The organism is Sinomonas sp. G460-2 (genome assembly GCF_047759905.1).
Taxonomy (GTDB): Bacteria; Actinomycetota; Actinomycetes; order Actinomycetales; family Micrococcaceae; genus Sinomonas.
In genome coordinates this window covers 1-3,567 of sequence record NZ_JBKZWT010000355.1, presented here as the reverse complement: position 1 = coordinate 3,567, position 3,567 = coordinate 1, and the positions used below count along the sequence as shown (strand labels likewise).

Sequence of the window (3,567 nt, the reverse complement as noted above, 5' to 3'; positions counted from 1 at the left end):
CCGACGGCGGCCGCGGCAGGGCAGGGTCAGCTCTTCTGAGCGTGACCCTCCTGAGGCAGGGCGTCACCTCCAGCGCGGAGCCGGGCCGCGAGGCTCCGCACGGCGGCGACGATCGGGTAGTCGGCCGGGATCCACGGAAGCTCCTCGCCGGACTGGCCCGGGTCTGCGAGCCGCTCGCCGAGCACGCCGTCGTCGAGCACGCCGTCGTCGAGCGCTACCCACCGCAGTTCGTCGTGGTCCTCGAGGGCCGCCGGGACCCCTGCCGTCACCTCGGCGAACCACACGCGCATGGCGGCCTTCTCGTTGAGCGGCCAGCCCTCCGGCCCGGCCCCCACAACCTCCGGGCCCAGCCGCACCTCGACGCCGAGCTCCTCGGCGAGCTCTCGGCGGAGCGCCGCCTCATGGCCCTCGCCCGGTTCGACCTTGCCGCCAGGGAACTCCCACTGGCCGGCGAACGCGGGCGGCGCCGTGCGCCGGGCCGCGAGCAGCCGCGTGGGTTCCTCGAGCGAGTCCACGATCGCCCCGCCGACCACCTGCACGTATCCACCATCCACTCGGCCAGACTAGCGAACGGGCCAGACTAGCGAATGGGCCGCTGTCAGGAATGAGCCGGCACCGCGTAGGGTTTAACAGTCCCGAGGGCCAGCGCTGCCCCTCGTCCCTGCACCGACCCCGAGGATCAGCGCATGACCACGCCCGCTGCCCAGACCGCCCCTGCCCAGAGCCCGGGCCCGAGCCACGCCGCCCCCGCGCCGCTCGCGCCGCGCCCGCTCTTCTGGGCCATGCTCTCGCTCGCGATCGGCGGCTTCGGCATCGGGACCGTCGAGTTCACCACGATGGGCCTCCTCAAGGAGATCGAGCGCGGCCTGAGCCTCTCCACGCCGCAGGCGGGCCAGCTCATCTCCTCCTACGCGCTCGGCGTTGTGGTCGGCGCCCCGATCCTCGCGGCCGTGGGGGCGCGCCTCCCGCGCAAGTACCTCGTCATGGGGCTCGCGGCGCTCATCGCACTCGGCAACTTCTCCTCCGTCTTCGCGGCCGACTTCGGCAGCATGATGATCTCTCGCTTCGCGTCCGGCCTCCCCCACGGCGCCTATTTCGGCGCCGCCGCGGTCCTGGCCGGGACGCTCGTCGCGCCGACGAGGCGGGGCTGGGCCATCGCGACGGTCATGTCCGGGCTGACGATCGCCAACGTGCTCGGCGTCCCGTTCGCCACGTGGCTCGGCCAGGCGTTCGGATGGCGCCTCCTCTTCGTCGTCACCGCCGTCATTGGCCTCGCCGCGGTCGCCATGATCTGGCGCTTCGTCCCGTTCGAGCCGGCGCACCCCGAGGCGAGCATCCGGCGCGAGCTCGGCGCCCTCACGCGCGTGCAGATGTGGCTCGCCCTGCTCATCGGCGTCGTGGGCTTCGGCGGGTTCTTCGCGACCTACACGTACATTTCCCACACGATGACCTCAGTGGCTGGGCTCCCGGAGAATCTCATGCCGCTCGTCGTGGCCCTGTACGGGCTGGGCATGGTCGTGGGCAACGTCATCGGCGGCCGCATGGCGGATCGCTCGGTCATGGGCACCATCTACCGGGGTCTGAGCCTCGTCGTCGTCGTCATGGTCCTGTACGGCCTGGCCGCGCACTGGTGGCCCACCGCACTGCTCATGGTCTTCGTGATCGGGGGCTCGGGCTCAACGCTCATCCCCGCCCTCCAGACCCGGCTCCTCGACTCAGCGCCGAACGCCGCGACGCTCGCGTCCTCGCTCAACCACTCGGCCCTCAACGTTGCGAACGCGCTCGGCGCGTTCGTGGGCGGCCTCGTGATCGGCTGGGGCTGGGGCTTCACGGCCCCCGCGTACGTCGGGGCGGGCCTCGCGGTCCTCGGCCTCGGCATCGCCGCCCTCAGCGGCTGGCTGGAGCGCCGCGAGGGATATCCGGCTCGAGGTAGATGACCCGAGCGCTCGGCACGGCCGAGCGGATCCGGGCCTCGGCGTCGTCGATCGCCCGCGCGATGCTCTCGCCGGACGCGCCGCGGGCCACGCCGAACTTCGCCGCGACGAGGAGCTCCTCGGGCCCGAGGTGCATCGTGCGGAGGTGGATGATGCGCGTGCCGTCGCTCGAGATCGCCGCCTCGATCCTCGCGATGTCCCCCGCACTTGCGGATTCCCCGAGCAGGAGCGAGCTCGTCTCGAGCGCGAGGATTGCGGCGATGCCCACGAGCAGGAGCCCGATGAGGCCAGTCCCGATCGCGTCCCACACGCCGTCGCCCGTCACGAGCGTGAGCGAGACCCCAAACAGGGCGCACACGAGTCCGATGAGCGCGCCGAAGTCCTCGAGGAGCACGACGGGCAGCTCGGGCTGCTTCGCGGTGCGGATGAACGCGACCCAGCTTTGGCTGCCGCGGTGCGGCCTCGCCTCGCGCAGACCGGTCCGGAACGAGAGGCTCTCCGCGACGATCGAGCCGAGCAGGATCGCCACCGGAACCCACCACCACGGCCCCTCGATGCCGTGCGGATGCTGGAGCTTCTCCCAGGCCTCGTAGAGCGCGAACAGGCCGCCCACGCTGAACAGCACGATCGAGACGATGAACGCGTAGATGTACCGCTCCCGTCCGTAGCCGAACGGGTGCTGCGGGCTGGCCTGACGCGAGGCGCGCTTCCCGCCGACGAGCAGCAGGATCTGATTGCCCGAATCGGCGACCGAGTGGATGGCCTCGGCGAGCATCGACGACGACGCCGTGAGCGCGAACGCGACGAACTTCATCGCCGCGATCGCGAGATTGGCCGCGAGTGCCGCGACGACTGCCTTGGTTCCCCCGCCTGCTGACATGCTTGCGAATCTACCCGGTCCGCTGGCCCCGACGCTGCGCGCGGGCGCTCGCGTAGAGGCACACGGTTGCCGCCGTCCCCACGTTGAGGCTCTCCGCCTCGCCGTAGAGGGGCACGGCCACGCGCGCGTCCGCGAGGGCCAGCTCGGCGTCCGAAAGCCCCTGGGCCTCGTTCCCGAACAGCCACGCCGTGGGCGCCTCCAGCACGTACGACGGCGCGGCCTCGCCTTCGCCGGACGAGCGTCCCTCCGGCGCCGTCTCGCCCTGCGCTCCCCCACCCAGGCGGCGCGCCGCGCTCTCGTCCTGGAGCGCATCGAGATCCACGGGGCCGTAACCGTCCGCGGCGAGGACTCCGACGCCTGCCCCGCGGAGCTGGTGCGCGAGCTCGGCGGGGTCGGCCCCGATCACGAACGGGACGTGGAAGAGCGAGCCGGCCGTGCTGCGCACGGTCTTGGGGTTGTACGGGTCCACACTGCCCTCGGTGAAGACGACCGCGTCCGCCCCCGCGGAGTCGGCGGCCCGCAGGATCGTCCCCGCGTTCCCCGGGTCCTGGACCCGGCACAGGACCGCTACGAGCCGAGGGCCGCGGCTCAGGACCTCGGCGAGCGTGACGTCGAGCTGGCGGCACACCGCGAGGATGCCCTGGGGGCTCACGGTGTCGGCCATCGCCGCGAGGACGTCGTCGGTCGCGATCCGCAGAGCACCGGTCGCGCGCGCGAGGGCGTCGAGCTCGGGGTACCGCTCGAGGCACGCGG

Annotated in this window: 4 protein-coding genes; 1 reads left to right on the top strand and 3 read right to left on the bottom strand. The window is 72.4% G+C overall.

The annotated features are described in order from the left end of the window. Positions 1-26: 26 nt before the first annotated feature. Positions 27-554, bottom strand: coding sequence for a (deoxy)nucleoside triphosphate pyrophosphohydrolase (locus ACLN58_RS19670; RefSeq protein ID WP_415856927.1), 528 nt, complete (start codon positions 552-554; stop codon positions 27-29). A 132-nt stretch (positions 555-686) separates the two neighbouring features. Here ACLN58_RS19670 and ACLN58_RS19665 point away from each other — a divergent pair, with 132 nt between their 5' ends. Beyond that, positions 687-1,937 carry an MFS transporter gene (locus ACLN58_RS19665; RefSeq protein WP_415856926.1) on the top strand — a complete coding sequence of 417 codons (1,251 nt, stop codon included), beginning with the start codon at positions 687-689 and terminating at the stop codon, positions 1,935-1,937. On the opposite strand, the gene ACLN58_RS19660 is transcribed toward ACLN58_RS19665, so the two are convergent. Together ACLN58_RS19660 and ACLN58_RS19655 are read right to left on the bottom strand one after the other, a co-directional pair. After that, positions 1,888-2,814 carry a cation diffusion facilitator family transporter gene (locus tag ACLN58_RS19660; RefSeq protein ID WP_415856925.1) on the bottom strand — a complete coding sequence of 309 codons (927 nt, stop codon included), beginning with the start codon at positions 2,812-2,814 and terminating at the stop codon, positions 1,888-1,890. The genes ACLN58_RS19665 and ACLN58_RS19660 overlap by 50 nt on opposite strands. 10 nt (positions 2,815-2,824) lie before the next feature. Beyond that, positions 2,825-3,567: TrmH family RNA methyltransferase (locus tag ACLN58_RS19655; protein WP_415856924.1), on the bottom strand; the 743-nt coding region annotated here is incomplete at its 5' end.

Excerpts from the sequence above, each read along its gene's own strand:
- ACLN58_RS19665 (WP_415856926.1), top strand. The coding sequence starts at position 687 with ATGACCACGCCCGCTGCCCAGACCGCCCCTGCCCAGAGCCCGGGCCCG.
- ACLN58_RS19660 (WP_415856925.1), bottom strand. The coding sequence starts at position 2,814 with ATGTCAGCAGGCGGGGGAACCAAGGCAGTCGTCGCGGCACTCGCGGCC.